We start from the raw sequence: 15125 nt of genomic DNA, 5'->3' as shown, positions 1-15125 counted from the left end.
CATTTTCGGACATTATGAAACGCCGCCCGATGGGATGGCGGCGAGCGAGTTTCGGAGCATTAAAGTGGCGAGCAAGTGGAGCCCGGATAGCTGGAAGTCCTTCGAGGGCAGGCATCTTCCGGAATATGCGGACAAGGCGGTTCTGGCAGACGTGGAAAAGCGTCTCTCGACCTTTCCGCCGCTCGTCTTCGCGGGCGAGGCCCGTGCACTGAAGGCGGAGCTTGGCGAAGTCGCCAGTGGCCGCGGTTTCCTGCTTCAGGGCGGTGACTGCGCGGAAAGCTTCGCCGAATTCCATCCCGACAATATCCGCGACACGTTCCGCGTCCTGCTGCAGATGGCCGTCGTCCTGACGTTCGCCAGCAAGCAGCCGGTAGTGAAGGTTGGCCGCGTTGCCGGACAATTCGCCAAGCCGCGTTCGGCCCCGACCGAAAAGCAGGGCGATGTCGAGCATTCGAGCTATTTCGGCGACATCATCAACGACATCAATTTTGACGGTGAAGGCCGCAAGCCCGACCCCGAACGCATGGTCCGCGCCTACAGCCAGTCGGCAGCGACGATGAACCTGCTGCGCGCATTTGCGACCGGCGGTTATGCGAACCTGCGCCAGGTGCACCAGTGGACGCTGGACCACATCGGTCGCAGCGCGTGGGGCGAACGCTTTGCGCAGACCGCCGACCGCATCGGCGAGGCGCTGGACTTCATGGAAGCCTGCGGTGTCGACCCGTCCGAAGTCCCGCAGCTGCAGGGCACCAGCTTCTACACCAGCCACGAGGCGCTGCTGCTTCCTTACGAGGAGGCGATGACCCGTCAGGATTCGCTGACCGGCGACTGGTACGACACCAGCGCGCACATGCTGTGGATCGGTGACCGCACCCGTTTCGAAGGTTCGGCGCACGTCGAATACCTTCGCGGCGTCGGCAACCCGATCGGCATGAAGTGCGGCCCCAGCCTTGCTCCCGACGATCTGCTCAAGATGCTCGACACGCTCAACCCCTCGCGCGAGGCGGGTCGCATCACGCTGATCAGCCGCTTCGGCCACGAGAAGGTCGAAGCCGGGCTCGCCCCGCTCGTCCGCGCGGTGAAGCGTGAAGGGCACCCGGTCGTCTGGTCGTGCGACCCGATGCACGGCAATGTCATCAAGGCGGCATCGGGCCTGAAGACCCGTCCGTTCGAACGCATCCTGTCGGAAGTGAAGGGCTTTTTCGCGGTGCACCGCGCAGAAGGCACGCACGCTGGCGGCATCCATATCGAGATGACCGGTCAGGACGTCACCGAATGCACCGGCGGCGCCATCGCCATCACCGACGAAGGCCTGTCCGACCGCTATCGCACGCATTGCGATCCGCGTCTGAACGGGGCGCAGTCGATCGAACTGGCGTTCCTGCTGGCCGAGGAACTCAATGCCGAGGCGGCGGTCCGCAAGGCCGAAGCGGCTTGATCCATCCCGAACGGGGACGGTTGCGCGGCATTGATCCGATGTTAATCGGGTCTGCCTCGCAACCGTAACGGATTTCGTGCATTGTTAAGGGCATGGAGAATGCCCACCGCAAGGCCGCCGATACCAAAACAGGGCAAGCGGCCCTTTCGCTGGCAGAGCGGTTTCGACGCACCCGTGCGTTGAGCGAGGCTCTGGCCGCACCGCTTTCCGATGCCGACGCGACGATCCAGTCGATGGAAGATGCCAGCCCCGCCAAGTGGCATCTGGCGCATACGACATGGTTCTTCGAAACCTTCCTGCTGCGCGACCATCTGGACGGCTATACGCTGTTCGACGAACGCTATCCGTTTCTGTTCAATTCCTATTACGAGGCCGAAGGCGAACGCATCGGCCGTTTTTCACGCGGGATGCTGTCGCGTCCGTCGCTGGAAGAAATCATCGCATTCCGCCGCGCGGTGGACGATGCGATGGAAGCCTTGCTCGGCCGCGAGGATTGCGCCGACCTCATTGCGCCCCTTGTCAGGCTGGGCATCGCGCATGAACAGCAGCACCAGGAACTGCTTCAGACCGACATCAAGCACGCGATGTTCCAGAACCCGCTTGGCCCGGCCATATTCTCTGAGCCTGAACCTGCCGTGCAGCAGCGGGGCGAGGGGTGGCACGAATATCCCGGCGGCATCGCGCAGATCGGCCATGACGGGACCGCGTTCGCTTTCGACAACGAAGGCCCACGCCACCGCGTCCTGCTCGAACCGTTCGCCCTGTCGCGCAGCCTGGTCACCAACGGGCAATGGGCGGAATTCATCGCCGATGGCGGCTATCGCGATCCCGCGCTCTGGCTTTCTGATGGCTGGGCATGGGTTCAGCGCGAGGGGATCACGGCACCTCTCTACTGGCAAGATGACGAGCAGTTCACCCATGCCGGATGGCGCAAGCGCGATCCCGATGCGCCGGTTACGCATATCTCCTATTTCGAGGCAGACGCCTTCGCGTCCTGGGCGGGCCATCGCCTGCCGACGGAGTTCGAATGGGAAGCGATTGCCGCCGCGCAGGACCCCGCTTCGGGCGACCAACTGGATGACGCCGGACCTGTCCTGCCGCGGGCGACGCGGTCGCTGTTCGGTTCGGTCTGGCAATGGACCCGCAGCGGTTATCTTCCTTACCCGCGCTTTCAGCCTGCGGCAGGCGCGGTGGGCGAATACAACGGCAAGTTCATGAGCGGACAGTTCGTTCTCAAGGGCGCGTCATGTGCCACGGTGCGCGGCCATTCGCGGGCCAGCTACCGCAACTTTTTCTATCCGCACCAACGCTGGCAATTCACCGGCCTGCGCCTTGCCAAGGACATCTAGGAGCATCGATGCCCGTACAGGAAGCACTTCGCATTATCGACGAGGATGCCAGCGGCATCGACCGCGCCTTCAGGACCGACGTGCTGCAGGGGCTGTCGCAAGATCAGAAGGCGATCCCCGCCCGCTGGTTCTATGACGAACGCGGATCAGAGCTTTTCGAAGAGATCACGAAGCTCGACGAATACTATCCCACACGCGCCGAAACAGAGATCCTGAAGACCAACGGTGCCGCCTTTGCCGATGCGATCGGCGCGGGCGCCGCAGTGGTCGAATTCGGTTCGGGCAGTTCGGCCAAAACCCCCCTCCTGCTTCAGGCGATCGATCCTGCGGCCTATGTGCCCATCGACATTTCGGGCGATTTCCTGCGCACATCGTCACAGCAACTGGCCGCCAAGTTCCCTGCGATCCCGGTCTGTCCGGTGGAAGCCGACTTTACGAAGAAGGTCACGATGCCGGATGCGATCAACGGCATGCCGCGCCTCGGCTTCTTTCCCGGCTCCACCATCGGCAACCTCGTGCCCCGCACGGCAGTCGACCTGCTGCGCGAAATGCGCGAGACCTTGTGCGACGGGGCGGGTCAGTCTGCCAAGCTGCTGATCGGCATGGACCGGGTAAAGGACACGGCCGTGCTGGAGCAGGCCTATGACGATGCGCGCGGGGTTACGGCTGCGTTCAATATCAACCTCTTGCACCGCATCAATCGCGAACTGGACGGCACATTCGATGTCCACGATTTCGCGCACCGTGCGATCTGGAACGACGACATCGCCCGGATCGAGATGCACCTTGAGGCGCAGCGCGACATCGCCTTTTCCGTCTGCGGCAGCAGTTTTACGATGGCAAAGGGCGAAACGATCCATACCGAGAACAGCCACAAGTACACGCGCCGCAGCGCCAACGCGCTCTTGCTGGCTGGCGGGTGGACCCCGCTGCGGCATTGGCGTGACGCGCAAGATCGTTTCATGCTGATCCTTGCCGAAGCAAGTCCGTTGCGCATGGCGCCTTGAACGGCGCAATCGGGGCGGTTTTATTGCACCTGCGAACTTGCGCTTTGGCCCTATCGCGGCTAACGGCAGCCCTCCCTAAGCGGCCCCGCAATCGTGCGGGTGTTTCCGTGCGAACATATGCAGCGAGTAGTTGAAATGGGTTACCGGGTAGTCGTCGTCGGTGCGACCGGAAATGTCGGTCGCGAAATGCTCACCATCCTGGCAGAGCGTGAATTCCCGATTGACGAGATCGCCGCCGTTGCGTCCTCGCGTTCGACAGGCTCGGAGATCGAATTCGGCGAAACCGGCAAGATGCTGAAGTGCAAGAACATCGAGCATTTCGATTTCACCGGTTGGGACATCGCCCTGTTCGCCGCAGGTTCCGGCCCGACGGCCGAATACGCGCCCAAGGCGGCAGCGGCTGGCTGCGTGGTGATCGACAACTCCTCGCTCTACCGGATGGACCCGGACGTTCCGCTGATCGTGCCCGAAGTGAACCCGGACGCGATCGACGGCTACACCGCCAAGAACATCATCGCGAACCCCAATTGCTCGACCGCGCAGATGGTCGTCGCGCTCAAGCCGCTGCATGACGCGGCGAAGATCAAGCGCGTCGTCGTCGCCACCTACCAGTCGGTTTCCGGCGCGGGCAAGGCGGGCATGGACGAGCTGTTCGAACAGAGCCGCGCGATCTTCGTGGGCGACCAGGTCGAACCGCGCAAGTTCACCAAGCAGATCGCCTTCAACGTGATCCCGCACATCGACGTATTCCTCGACGACGGTTCCACCAAGGAAGAGTGGAAGATGGTCGCCGAAACGAAGAAGATCCTCGATCCCAAGATCAAGGTTCACGCCACTTGCGTGCGCGTGCCGGTCTTCGTCGGCCACTCGGAATCGCTGAACATCGAGTTCGAGGAAGAGCTGTCGGCCAAGAAAGCCCAGAACATCCTTCGCGAAGCGCCGGGCGTCATGCTCGTCGACAAGCGTGAGGACGGCGGATACGTGACCCCGGTCGAATGCGTTGGCGACTATGCCACCTTCATCAGCCGCGTGCGCGAAGATCCCACGACGGACAATGGCCTTGCCCTGTGGTGCGTATCGGACAACCTGCGCAAGGGTGCTGCCCTCAACGCGGTGCAGATCGCCGAACTGCTGGGCCGCCGCCACCTCAAGAAGGGCTGATGAGCGCGCCGCTTCTCGAACACGTCACGGCGGCGGACGGCACGAAGCTTGCCGTCCACCGCACGGGCGCGGGAAAGCCGATCGTGCTGCTGCACGGCTTGTTTTCCAGTGCGGAAGTGAACTGGATCAAGTTCGGCACAGCGCAGATGCTCGCCGATGCCGGTTTCGACGTCATCATGCCGGACTTGCGCGCCCACGGACTGTCCGAAGCGCCGCACGGCGATTACGCTCACAACGTGCTGATCGATGACCTGCGCGAGGTGATCGCGCACTATCAGCTTGGCACGTTCGACCTTGCCGGGTTCTCGCTGGGCGCGCGCACCGCTCTCAATGCCGTGATCGACGGGTTGCGACCCGAACGGCTGGCGCTGGTCGGCATGGGCTGGGAAGGGCTGGTCGGCTGGGACAAACGGATCGCGTTCTTCGTCGATGCCATCGACCGGTTCGATGACATTCGCATGGGCGATGCCGCTTTCTTCGCGAAAAGCTTCATAAAGACGCAGAAGGTGGACCGCGTCGCGGCCCGCGCGCTGCTGACTTCGATGCAGGGTACCGACGTGTCGAACCTTGCCGCCGTCACGATGCCGACGAAGGTCATCAACGGCGACAAGGACAACGACAACGGTTCGGCCCAGACGCTGGTTGAAAAGCTGCCGAATGCGACTTTTGCCGAAATTCCCGGCACGCACATGAGCTGCGTTTCGCAGCCCGAGCTGGGGCAGGAACTGGTCCGCTTCTTCGCGGACTGATTTAGCGGAACGGCGGTTCGTTGCCCACGTCGTTTACCGAAACGGCGGTTCGTTGAATGCGCGCAGCTTGCGGCTGTGCAGGCGGTCGCCTTCCGCCTTCAGCAATTCGCACGAACGGATGCCGATCTGCAGGTGGCTGGCAATCGCTTCCTCGTAAAAGCGGTTGGCCTGCCCGGGCAGCTTCAACTCGCCATGGATCGGCTTGTCCGACACGCAGAGCAGCGTTCCGTAGGGCACGCGGAAGCGATAGCCCTGCGCTGCGATGGTTGCGCTTTCCATGTCGATGCCGACCGCGCGTGACAGCGACAGTCGGTGACCGGTGTTGGTCACCTGCAGTTCCCAGTTGCGATCGTCGGTCGTGACGACGGTGCCGGTACGCATCCGTTTTTTCAGGTCCGCGCCTGCAGTGCCGCTGATCTCCTCGGCCGCGCGGGCGAGTGCCTGCTGAACCTCCGCAATCGCGGGGAGGGGGATTTCGGGCGGCAGGACCGCGTCCAGCACGTGATCGTCGCGCAGGTACGCATGGGCCAGCACGTAGTCGCCGATCTTCTGACTGGGCCGCAGACCGCCGCAGTGGCCGATCATCAGCCACGCCTCGGGCCGAAGTACGGCGAGGTGATCGGTGATCGTTTTCGCGTTCGAAGGACCGACGCCGATGTTGACCAGCGTGATCCCGCCGCGGTTCGGCGCGACGAGGTGGTAGGCAGGCATCTGGTGGCGACGCCACGCCGTGTCGGACAGCCTTGCCCGGGCGTTCGGCGTTTTCTCGGTCAGCATCATCCCGCCCGCACCGGCCAGCGCGGAAAAGCCGCCTTCGCCAAGCTGTTCACCGGCCCAGTCCACGAATTCGTCGACATAGCGGTGGTAGTTTGTGAACAGGATGAACCGCTGGAAGTGGTCGGGGTTGGTGCCGGTGTAATGCTCTAGCCGCGCAAGGCTGAAATCGGTGCGCAGCGCGTCGAACAGCGACATCGGCATGGGGCCGCTGTCGCCGATGTCGATGCCGTCGGCCAGTTCGTCGCCGATCAGCGCCAGCTCGGTCGCCGGGAAATGACGCGCGAGTTCCAGCGGGCTGACCCCGGCCAGAACCGCGCCCGCCTCTCCGTCCACGACGTAGGGAAACGGGATTTCCTGACGCGAAGGGCCGACTTCGATATCGACGTCGTAGTCGGCCATGATCAGGCTCAACTGTTCCGACAGGTATTCGTTGAACAGGCGCGGGCGCGTGATGGTCGTAGCGTAGAGGCCGGGCCGCGTGAGGCGCGCGAAGGCGCGGGTTACCGTGGAGGCGACATCGCTTTCGCGGAATTTCAGGCGCAGTTCGGGATAGGCATAGGACCCGTCGGTGCGGCGGCTTCCGGCCGGTTTCGTGCCTTCGGTGGCAAAGGCAAGCAGGTCGGCGCGAAGTGTTGCGCGGGCCTCGTCATAGATGCGGGTAATTTCGGCAAGGATTGCTTCTGTTGTTTTCATGGACAGGAGTTAGCGCCTGTCCGGTTACAATTCAAAGGGCCCCCGCGCATTTTGCAGGCAGCGTGGCGGCCCGGTGACATCGGTGGCTATTTTGCGGCTTGTCTCAATAGCGCCCGGACGCTAGCGGGTCGGCCGTAATGCGATGTTTTTTCCGCCTTTCCCGGCCCGGCGCATGGGTCTGGCTGTTGCTGGCGGCGGCCCTGTTCATGCGCGCCGTCATGCCGCAAGGGTACATGGCAGAGGTGAAGGGCGGCGAGATCATCGTCGACATCTGCAACAGCGACGCGACCTGGCGCATCCAGCTTCCGCCCAAAAAGGGCGAAACGAAGGAACACGAAAAGCCTGCGCCCTGTGCGTTTGCCGGTTTCGCCGCCGCGGCGACGACGCCGGACGTGCCGACCCTGCCCGACGTGCTTCCGGCCCGCGCGGTTCAGCCCACGCTTGCCGCCAAGGCGCTTGCCCTACAGCGGCCGCACGTGCTGCCGCCGTCCACGGGACCACCTTCCATCGCCTGATTTCCCGTTCGGGCCATACCGGCTCGAAACCATGTGATTTCAGATAGATGGATTTGAATTATGAAAACCCGTTTTGCGGGCGGCGCCTTTGCGCTGCTCCCGTTCCTTGCCGTACAACCTGCGCTGGCTGAGGAGATTAGCGCTGACGATACGGACGAAATCCGCGTCGAAACGGCCCTGCTGCATCCTTCTGCCGGTCTTATGAACGACCACATGCACGACGGCGGCGAAGTCATGGTCGGACTCAGGCTCGAGAGACGCCGCTATGCCGGACGGAACGTCAGCGGCACCGACAAGATCGACGATGCCGACATTCTTGCCGCCGGGTACACGGTTCGGGCGCAGTCCATGGAAATGGACATGGTCATGCTCGACCTGATGTATGCGCCGAACGACGACGTGACCTTGATGGTGATGCCGCATTACATGTGGCACCGCATGACCATGGTGGGCATCGATCCGATGGCCGGCGGCATGGATATGTCGGGTGGCCACATGTCGGGCGGCGATATGTCGGGTGGGCATTCGGCAATGCTGGGATATGGCGAAAGCCATTCGCACGGCGCCGAAGGTTTCGGCGACACGCTTGTCTCGGCATCCTACCGCCTTGCGAAAGGCAGGGATCTGCGTGCGCACGTGACACTGGGCGTGTGGGTGCCGACGGGCGCGGACGAGCTGAAGAATGCCGACGGCACTTTCGTGCACTACGGAATGCAACCGGGTAGCGGCACCTGGGACATTGAACCGGCCGTCACGGTTGCAGGCTCTCTCGGCTCTGTCGGATGGGGCGGGCAGGCATCATACCGGTGGCGCACCGATGATGCGAACGGCGCCGGTTTTGCCTTTGGTGACAAGTTTCAGTCGAGTGCCTGGGCGAGCTATCGCCTGACGGGTCGGCTGGGCGCGACCGCGCGCGTCGAATACGTTCACGAAGGCGCGATCGAAGGGCATTACAACGGGCCGCATCGCCATTCTTCGCCCTCCGACATTCAGGGCAACTATGGCGGCGACACGGTTTCGCTGGGGCTGGGCGCCAACTGGTTCTTGCCCGTGGGGCAGGCGAAACATCCGCAACTGTCGGCTGAATTCGCCGTCCCGGTTCATCAGAAACTGAACGGCATCCAGCTGCCCCAGGACTGGCGGGTTTCAGTCGGACTTAGCCAGACCTTCTGAGGATTTGCGCCCGGCATCCGCGCAAGGCTGCCGGGCGCCTATTCTTCACGATCGGCGAGGTGGGGAGGGCCTGTGGCTGACGGTCATGCCCATATCGCGCAAAGAAAAAGGGCGCGGCAGGTGATCCCGCCGCGCCCTTTTTTCATGCCTTGGTGGCGCGAGAAAGCTCTCAGGCTTCCTCTTCGCCTTCGGCTTCGCCCTCTGCTTCTTCCGTGGCGATTTCGCCCGGTTCAGCGTTGGGATCGAAAGCTTCGGTGAAGCCGCCCTTGTCCTGCGATTCTTCTTCGAACATCGCGGCGAGAACGTCGATGCCTTCGCTCTGCAGTTCGGCTTCGTCGTCCGAACGGGCAACGTTTGCCTTGATCGTGACGCGAACTTCCGGGTGCAGGGCGACGGTCACGTCGTACATGCCGATGGTCTTGATGGGCGAGCCCATGATGACCTGCTTCTTGTCGACGTCGAAGCCCTTGTCGGCAAGGGACAGGGTGACGTCACGAACGTTGACCGAGCCGTAGAGCTGGCCAGCGTTCGAAGCGGCACGGATCAGGACGATCTCGGTGCCGTCGATCTTTTCGCCAGCCTTTTCGGCGTCGGTACGACGTTCGGCGTTTTCCTTCTCGAGGCGGTCGCGGTTGGCTTCGAAGACCTTCTTGTTGGCTTCGTTCGCGCGCAGGGCCTTCTTCTCGGGGAGAAGATAGTTGCGTGCATAGCCGTCCTTCACGGTGACGACGTCACCGATCGAACCGAGCTTCTCGATGCGTTCGAGCAGAATGATATCCATGGATCCGCTCCTTACTTAACGACGTAGGGCAGCAGGCCGATCTGGCGTGCGCGCTTGATCGCCTTCGACAGCTCGCGCTGCTTCTTGGCGGACACGGCGGTGATGCGCGAAGGCACGATCTTGCCACGCTCGGACATGAAGCCCTGCAGCAGGCGGACGTCCTTGTAGTCGATGACCGGAGCGTTCTTGGCAGAGAACGGGCACGACTTGCGACGACGGAAAAACGGACGAGCCATTAGCGATCTCCCCGGCGGCCGCGGCGTTCGCGGTCATTCTTGCGCATCATCACCGAAGGGCCTTCTTCATGCTCTTCGACGCGGACGGTCATGTAACGGATGACGTCTTCGTTGATGCGGGTCTGGCGCTCCAGCTCGGCAACGACGCCGGCGGGGGCATCGATGTTGAGCATCACGAAGTGAGCCTTGCGGTTACGGTCGATCTTGTAGGCGAGGTTCTTGAGGCCCCAGGTCTCCATCTTGGTGACCTTGCCTTCGTTTGCCTCGACGATTTCGGTTGCGGTGTTCGCAAGCGCGTCAACCTGAGACTGGCTCAGGTCCTGGCGCGCCAGGAACACATGCTCGTAAAGCGGCATGCGTTTCGTCCTTGTACTTCTGCCGATCGGCTGACCTTTGCACCGGATGTGCAAGGCCCCTCCGGCCTTCTGCTTTCCCGTGCCGGACAGGCAGGGAAGCGCGCGCCATACAGGGTGTGGCTGCAAATGCAAGGCCAAACGCCGCATCGTGGCAGCGTTTGACGCGAACCTTTGCGGGCCTAATGTCCTTTGCCACGACGAGTCGCAACCATTCGCATTGGGGGATGCGTATGACGAATGCCGTGCCTATCGACGCGATGAAAGCGCCCGCCACGCCCGACGAACCGGCGGTTGCGGGCCGGATCGGGTCGCTCGACCTGATCCGGGGCGTTGCGGTCCTGGGCATCCTTGCCGCGAACATGGTCGGCTTCGCCTTGCCGGGCAGCGCGCACCGCGTGCCGACGATGATCGAGGACACCTTTGCCGAAAAGCTGTTCTGGCTGATCAATCTGCTTTTCGTCGACGGAAAGATGCGCGGCCTGTTTACCGTGTTGTTCGGGGCGGGTGTGGCGCTTTTCCTTGAACATGCGCGGGCCAAAGGCGGGAAGGGCTGGTGGCTGCAATATCGCCGCCTGTTCTGGCTATGGGTGTTCGGTTCGCTCCATTTCCTGCTGTTCTTCGAAGGGGACATCCTGCTCGACTATGCGGTCGTGGGTGCGTTTCTCGTGCCGATCCTGCTGATCCGGCGGATGCCGAACTGGGCGCTGGTCGCGCTGGCGGCGGTTCTCTTGGTCTGGGACGGTTACGGGGCGTCGTCGCATTTCGATCCCGATTTCCAAACGGAAAGGGCAGTCGCCGCGGGAACGGCCGACGCGCAGACCGCGCGCGACTATGCCGAGTGGCGCAGCGGGTTCGAGGCCGACACGCGCGATGCGCTCGCTTTCGACCGCGGGGCGAGCTTTATCGATATGGCCGTCGACCGGAATGAACAGGACACGCCGATCAGCCGGACAATCTTCGTCATCGTCGCTTATGGCGCGGGCTATCTGGCGCTGATGCTCATCGGCGCGGCGCTTTACCGCGCGGGTTTCTTCACCGGCAACTGGAACGCGCGCAAAGTCGCGATCTGGTCGGGCATCGGCATCGTGTTTTCGGTCGTCGTGGCGCTGGGGGTGGGGCTGGCGATCTGGCAAAGCGGTTTCGGCCCGGCGACGACCTATTTCTACACATATGCGTGGGCGCCGCAGTACCGCTTGCCGATGATCGTGGGCCTTGCGGGTCTGCTGGTGGTGGCGACGCCAAAGCTGGGTCCGACATGGCTGGGCGAGAGGATTTCGGCCGCCGGGCGCATGGCGTTCACGAATTACATCGCGATGTCGGTGATCTTTCCGGTCTTCTTCCACGGCTGGGGCTTCGGTCTCATCGCGCAAGTCCCGCGCTGGGGCATCTGGCTGTTCGTCTTGGCCGGATGGGCGCTGATGCTCGGCTGGTCAAAGCCCTGGCTGGATCGCTACCGCTTCGGCCCGCTGGAGTGGTTGTGGCGGTGCCTGACTTACTGGAAGGTGTTTGCGTTCAGGCGATGAAGTGCAGGGCCGCCGGGCTTGGGCCCGCTAACGCGCTAGCGCGGAGATTACTGGTCGAACGGCTCCATGTCCGAAATTGGGGTGGAGAGCTGACAATCTGGCAGTGGTCTGAGCGGATACCAGCAGAATAGAGCGATGTTCATTGACAGGATCGTTAAAGCTGAGATGACTGGATCACTTTTCATAAAGTAGGATGCAACAGGCCGACCATCCAATCGGCAGTTCACAGCAGGGGACGGATAATTTGACTAATACGCCCGTCGAAACATCAGAAGTTGTGCGCACGTTTACTGCTGCTTGGCGTCATATGAGCAGCCAGTATCCGGGTAATCTGCAGACTCAGGATGGAGTGGTTTGCGTCTCTTTATCGAACACGATTTGCCCATTCTTCAATATGCTGACTATCGACCGACCGATCGCTGATGCTGGCGGCCTTCGCTCAGCCATCACTACTGCTCGTCGATACGCGGAGGAATGCCCCCATGATGCGATGCTCCTGATGTGTCCCGAATGGCTTCCGGACAACACCGAGGAGATCGTAAAGGATGAGGCGCTTGAGTTTTCCATGAGCATGTGGGGTATGGCGACAGATAAGCTCGCACCGCCCCGGCGGGATCCGGCAAACCTTCAAATGCGCGTCGCACTGGAAGAGGCAACAGGCTCTGATATTGGAACCATAAACGCCGATGCATATGAAATGCCGCCGGAATTGTTCTCGGTAACTGGCAATATGTACCGATGGTCTGGCGAGAATTTCGGGATTGTTGGCTATGATCATGGGAAGGCAGTTTCTTCCGCGCTGACCTATCCTCTTGATGACGAAATCTATGTCGCTATGGTTGCCACAAGGCGCGGACTGCACGGCGGAGGGTATGCCGAAACCGTGATGCGCCGCGCGATAGAAGAAGCTCAGAAAAAGTGCGGCGATGGACGTCTCTGGTTGCATGCGACGGAAGCAGGGCGCCCCCTTTACACATCCATGGGGTTTACGCTTGGCTCGGAGATGCGCCTTTATTCCTTTGCCTAGGTCTTTGCCGGAGATATCCCGATTAAGAGGCAACGTCCGCAATTGGGGCGTTTGCTGTCATCGCTGAGCGATGTTGGCCACGTCCGTTTTCCACCAACCCCCGCCATTGCGTTTAACGCAACCGCATATCCATAAACGTCACGCGCCTGCTTGCGGCAGATCAAATCGCTTCTGCAGCAGCCCGCTTATCGTCTTTCCCATGGCCGGCGAGGGTTCCGGCAGCGATATCAGGAGAAAGCCGATGAACGTGATGGCCGCCCAGCGAACCGTCCTCACCCGCGATGCCGTGCAGCTTGCCGTTCGCCCGGTCGAGCCGCGCGACGAGGCCCTGCTCGAGGATTTTTTCGAGAACGTGCGCGAGAGCGACCGGCGGTTCCGCTTCCTCAGCGCGCAGGCGCATATCGGGCATGACCAGATTGCCCCGCTGGTCGAAGTGGACCACTGGCAGACCGAGAATTTCCTTGCCTTCGACATGGCCAATGGTGCGCTGGTGGCAACGGCGATGCTGGCCTGCGATGCGCGCATGGACGTGGGCGAGATCGCGGTATCGGTCCATTCCGACTATCGCGGTCGCGGAGTGGGCTGGGCCATGCTCGACGTGCTGGCCAGGGCCGCGCAGGATCGCGGGCTGAAGCAGGTGATCGCGATCGAGGCGCGCGAAAACCACGCCGCGATCGAACTCGAACGGGAAAAGGGTTTCACGCCACGCGGCTTCGCGGGCGACCCCGGCCTGGTCGTCCTGACCAAGACGTTCTGACAACCCGTCGGAAGGGGATAATCGAGCGAAGGGCGGCCCAAATCGGCTGCCCTTTTTCGTTTCGTCGTCAGCAAATAAAGGAAAGGTCTGGCGACAATGAAGGTTCGCGATCAGCCTAGCCGGTCCAGAATCCCCTTGGCAAAGGTCGATAGCGTGTCGTCCCGCGCGCCCATCACGACCACGCGGTCGCCGGGGGTCGCGATTTCGGCGATCCGGTCGCCGCAGGCATCGCGCGAGGGGATGTGTTCGGCCCGTTTGCCGGCATCGGCGATCCACCCGGCCAGCTCGGTGCTTCCCACGCTCTTGTCCACGGTGCCGCCGAAGTAGACCGGATCGCACAGGATCACGCGGTCGTCAGCCTCCAGTTCCTCGGCAAAGACTTGCGCCAGCTCACGGCCCATCTGTTTAAGCGGGCCAAAGCCGTGCGGCTGGAAAAAGGCGATGACGCGGCCCGGATGGCTGCGCAGCGTCCGAAGCGTGGCGCGGACCTTGTCGGGATTGTGGCCGAAATCGTCGATCACGGTCACGCCCGACGCGCTGGTGCCGACGATGTCGAACCGGCGGGCAAGGCCGGTAAAGCTGCCCAGCGCGGTCACCGCATCGCCAACTGCCACGCCCGCCGCGACCGCAGCGGCAATCGCGGCCAGCGCGTTCGACAGGTTGTGGCGTCCCGGCACGTTGAGGACGAGGGGATATTCCCGGCCGTCATGCCGGTCGATCAGCGTTGCGGCCTGCCGCGTCGGGCCATCGGCGATGGAGCCGGGCACGATGCCGATCTGCGCTTTTTCCTGATCGATCCCGAACGTCAGCGCCCGTTTCGCGCGCGGCAGCAGGGCCAGCGCCTCCGCATCGTCGGCATTGACTGCCGCGACATCGGCGGCGGCAAGGAAATCGCCGAACAGGATGCGCAATTCGTCCATCGACTTGTGGTCCAGCGTGACGTTCAGCAGGACCGCGACCGATGGCTGGTAAAGCGCGATCGAACCGTCGCTTTCGTCCACTTCGGATACGAAGACCTTGCCGCGTCCGGCCCGCGCGCTGGCAAACGGGACATCCGGGGCGACGAAGTTCTTCATCACCGCGCCGTTCATGATCGTGGGATCAGTGCCCGCCCGATCCATGATCCAGCCGGTCATGCCCGTGACGGTCGATTTCCCGCTGGTCCCGCCAATCGCGATGGAGGTGAGGGCGGCATTGAACAGGGCCGACAGCAGCTCGGCCCGGCTGGCGCGCAGGCAGCCCAGTTCCCTGGCGCGGGCGACTTCGGGGACAGTATCCTCGATCGCGGCGCTGGCGACCAGGACCTGTTCGCCCGACGTGATGCCGCTGCCGTCCTGCGGGAACAGGTCGATGCCCTGCGCTTCGAGCCAGGCGAACTTTTCCGCGCTGCGGCCCTGGTCGCGGCTGCGGTCCGATCCGGCGATCTTCGCGCCGCGTGCGTTGAGGATGCAGGCGAGCGGCAACATGCCCGATCCGCCTATTCCGCAGAAGAAGAACGGGCGGCCGGACAGGTCCTGAACCTGTGAAACGGGGTTTTGCGAATTCGGGGTATCGGTCATCGCCCCTGTGGCTATTGCCTGCCG

At 62.7% G+C, this 15125-nt stretch carries 15 protein-coding genes; 10 read left to right on the top strand and 5 right to left on the bottom strand.

Features of this window, described 5'->3' with window-relative positions:
- The first annotated feature begins 64 nt into the window (after positions 1–64).
- From FAX90_RS14400 to FAX90_RS14380, 5 genes are all read left to right on the top strand, one after another.
- Entirely contained in the window at positions 65–1438 is a 1374-nt protein-coding gene (locus FAX90_RS14400; protein ID WP_144098230.1) for a class II 3-deoxy-7-phosphoheptulonate synthase, read from the top strand.
- A 92-nt stretch (positions 1439–1530) separates the two neighbouring features.
- Positions 1531–2787 carry an ergothioneine biosynthesis protein EgtB gene (gene egtB / locus FAX90_RS14395; RefSeq protein WP_144098115.1) on the top strand — a complete coding sequence of 419 codons (1257 nt, stop codon included), beginning with the start codon at positions 1531–1533 and terminating at the stop codon, positions 2785–2787.
- 8 nt (positions 2788–2795) lie between these two features.
- The gene (gene egtD / locus FAX90_RS14390) at positions 2796–3794 is read left to right on the top strand and encodes an L-histidine N(alpha)-methyltransferase (protein WP_144098114.1); all 999 of its coding nucleotides are present in this window, start codon (positions 2796–2798) and stop codon (positions 3792–3794) included.
- A gap of 135 nt (positions 3795–3929) precedes the next feature.
- Positions 3930–4955 (top strand): aspartate-semialdehyde dehydrogenase, encoded by a 1026-nt coding sequence (locus FAX90_RS14385; RefSeq protein ID WP_144098113.1) that lies wholly within the window; start codon positions 3930–3932, stop codon positions 4953–4955.
- Entirely contained in the window at positions 4955–5704 is a 750-nt protein-coding gene (locus tag FAX90_RS14380; RefSeq protein WP_144098112.1) for an alpha/beta fold hydrolase, read from the top strand. Before FAX90_RS14385 ends, FAX90_RS14380 begins: the two co-directional genes overlap by 1 nt.
- Before the next feature lie 33 nt (positions 5705–5737).
- On the opposite strand, the gene FAX90_RS14375 is transcribed toward FAX90_RS14380, so the two are convergent.
- Complete coding sequence (locus tag FAX90_RS14375) at positions 5738–7174, bottom strand: AMP nucleosidase (protein WP_144098111.1); 1437 nt, start codon at positions 7172–7174, stop codon at positions 5738–5740.
- A 137-nt stretch (positions 7175–7311) separates the two neighbouring features.
- On the opposite strand from FAX90_RS14375, the gene FAX90_RS14370 reads away from it, so the two are divergent.
- A complete protein-coding gene (locus tag FAX90_RS14370) occupies positions 7312–7689 on the top strand; it encodes a hypothetical protein (RefSeq protein ID WP_144098110.1) in 378 nt (125 codons plus the stop codon).
- 60 nt (positions 7690–7749) lie between these two features.
- Positions 7750–8862 (top strand): transporter, encoded by a 1113-nt coding sequence (locus FAX90_RS14365; RefSeq protein ID WP_144098109.1) that lies wholly within the window; start codon positions 7750–7752, stop codon positions 8860–8862.
- Positions 8863–9031: 169 nt separating this feature from the next.
- Here FAX90_RS14365 and rplI read toward each other — a convergent pair whose 3' ends face one another.
- From rplI to rpsF, 3 genes are read right to left on the bottom strand one after another with little or no spacing between them, the layout of a single operon-like run.
- Positions 9032–9643: a 50S ribosomal protein L9 gene (rplI, locus tag FAX90_RS14360; RefSeq protein ID WP_144098108.1), complete on the bottom strand. Its 612-nt coding sequence runs from the start codon at positions 9641–9643 to the stop codon at positions 9032–9034.
- Positions 9644–9654: 11 nt separating this feature from the next.
- Positions 9655–9879 (bottom strand): 30S ribosomal protein S18, encoded by a 225-nt coding sequence (gene rpsR, locus FAX90_RS14355; protein ID WP_144098107.1) that lies wholly within the window; start codon positions 9877–9879, stop codon positions 9655–9657.
- Positions 9879–10235, bottom strand: coding sequence for a 30S ribosomal protein S6 (gene rpsF / locus FAX90_RS14350; RefSeq protein ID WP_144098106.1), 357 nt, complete (start codon positions 10233–10235; stop codon positions 9879–9881). The genes rpsR and rpsF overlap by 1 nt, the downstream gene beginning before the upstream one ends.
- A gap of 224 nt (positions 10236–10459) precedes the next feature.
- On the opposite strand from rpsF, the gene FAX90_RS14345 reads away from it, so the two are divergent.
- From FAX90_RS14345 to FAX90_RS14335, 3 genes are all read left to right on the top strand, one after another.
- On the top strand, positions 10460–11758 hold the full coding sequence (locus FAX90_RS14345) for a DUF418 domain-containing protein (RefSeq protein ID WP_170235001.1): 1299 nt from the start codon (positions 10460–10462) through the stop codon (positions 11756–11758).
- Between the two features lie 193 nt (positions 11759–11951).
- Positions 11952–12785: a GNAT family N-acetyltransferase gene (locus tag FAX90_RS14340; RefSeq protein WP_144098104.1), complete on the top strand. Its 834-nt coding sequence runs from the start codon at positions 11952–11954 to the stop codon at positions 12783–12785.
- 241 nt (positions 12786–13026) lie between these two features.
- Entirely contained in the window at positions 13027–13542 is a 516-nt protein-coding gene (locus FAX90_RS14335; RefSeq protein ID WP_144098103.1) for a GNAT family N-acetyltransferase, read from the top strand.
- 110 nt (positions 13543–13652) lie between these two features.
- On the opposite strand, the gene FAX90_RS14330 is transcribed toward FAX90_RS14335, so the two are convergent.
- Positions 13653–15101 carry a glutamate ligase domain-containing protein gene (locus FAX90_RS14330; RefSeq protein ID WP_144098102.1) on the bottom strand — a complete coding sequence of 483 codons (1449 nt, stop codon included), beginning with the start codon at positions 15099–15101 and terminating at the stop codon, positions 13653–13655.
- Positions 15102–15125: the final 24 nt, after the last annotated feature.

Origin of the sequence: Croceicoccus sediminis (genome assembly GCF_007570835.1) — a bacterium.
In the GTDB taxonomy this organism is placed as follows: domain Bacteria; phylum Pseudomonadota; class Alphaproteobacteria; order Sphingomonadales; family Sphingomonadaceae; genus Croceicoccus; species Croceicoccus sediminis.
Note: the sequence above shows the minus strand (reverse complement) of the source record. Positions and strands in the feature narration are given on the sequence as shown.

Excerpts from the sequence above, each read along its gene's own strand:
- egtB (WP_144098115.1), top strand. The coding sequence starts at position 1,531 with ATGGAGAATGCCCACCGCAAGGCCGCCGATACCAAAACAGGGCAAGCG.
- egtD (WP_144098114.1), top strand. The coding sequence starts at position 2,796 with ATGCCCGTACAGGAAGCACTTCGCATTATCGACGAGGATGCCAGCGGC.
- FAX90_RS14385 (WP_144098113.1), top strand. The coding sequence starts at position 3,930 with ATGGGTTACCGGGTAGTCGTCGTCGGTGCGACCGGAAATGTCGGTCGC.
- FAX90_RS14380 (WP_144098112.1), top strand. The coding sequence starts at position 4,955 with ATGAGCGCGCCGCTTCTCGAACACGTCACGGCGGCGGACGGCACGAAG.
- FAX90_RS14375 (WP_144098111.1), bottom strand. The coding sequence starts at position 7,174 with ATGAAAACAACAGAAGCAATCCTTGCCGAAATTACCCGCATCTATGAC.
- FAX90_RS14370 (WP_144098110.1), top strand. The coding sequence starts at position 7,312 with ATGCGATGTTTTTTCCGCCTTTCCCGGCCCGGCGCATGGGTCTGGCTG.
- FAX90_RS14365 (WP_144098109.1), top strand. The coding sequence starts at position 7,750 with ATGAAAACCCGTTTTGCGGGCGGCGCCTTTGCGCTGCTCCCGTTCCTT.
- rplI (WP_144098108.1), bottom strand. The coding sequence starts at position 9,643 with ATGGATATCATTCTGCTCGAACGCATCGAGAAGCTCGGTTCGATCGGT.
- rpsR (WP_144098107.1), bottom strand. The coding sequence starts at position 9,879 with ATGGCTCGTCCGTTTTTCCGTCGTCGCAAGTCGTGCCCGTTCTCTGCC.
- rpsF (WP_144098106.1), bottom strand. The coding sequence starts at position 10,235 with ATGCCGCTTTACGAGCATGTGTTCCTGGCGCGCCAGGACCTGAGCCAG.
- FAX90_RS14345 (WP_170235001.1), top strand. The coding sequence starts at position 10,460 with ATGCGTATGACGAATGCCGTGCCTATCGACGCGATGAAAGCGCCCGCC.
- FAX90_RS14340 (WP_144098104.1), top strand. The coding sequence starts at position 11,952 with ATGCAACAGGCCGACCATCCAATCGGCAGTTCACAGCAGGGGACGGAT.
- FAX90_RS14335 (WP_144098103.1), top strand. The coding sequence starts at position 13,027 with ATGAACGTGATGGCCGCCCAGCGAACCGTCCTCACCCGCGATGCCGTG.
- FAX90_RS14330 (WP_144098102.1), bottom strand. The coding sequence starts at position 15,101 with ATGACCGATACCCCGAATTCGCAAAACCCCGTTTCACAGGTTCAGGAC.